This is a genomic window from Pseudomonas sp. AC463 (assembly GCF_979253585.1).
The window spans coordinates 1-349 of the sequence record NZ_CEEDDZ010000270.1; the positions used below are offsets into that span (position 1 = coordinate 1).

General features: G+C 68.5%; 1 protein-coding gene. It reads right to left on the reverse strand.

Going from position 1 to position 349, the window contains the following annotated elements:
* Positions 1 to 349, reverse strand: a 349-nt coding sequence (locus AC0IYH_RS30095) for a hypothetical protein (RefSeq protein ID WP_471837767.1), incomplete at both ends; no start/stop codon positions are given.

Consider the following 349-nt stretch of genomic DNA (forward strand, 5'->3'; position numbering starts at 1 on the left):
TGCGCGGTCTGGCCCAGACCGGACTTCGCCTTCGCGTCCTCGTTCAGGTCGGCCTGATACGCCTGATCGCCGAGCAGGACCGTGATCGACTGCGCGGTGGTGGCGTTGTTGATGTTGGTGTCGGGCGCGATGCCCATGTTGAAGTCCAGCCGCCACGCCCGCCCGCTGCGGATCGTGTCGCGCACGGTCCGGATCGTGCGGGCGATCTGTTGCGGCAGATCGGCATCCTGTTGCGCGCTCCGCAGCTGCCGGGCGGCGCTGGCGGTCCTCTTCAGGGCGATCAGCGCCTGCGCCAGCTCCAAACGTACGCGCGTCTGGCGCGGATCGTCGGCCAGAATCGCCATGAACG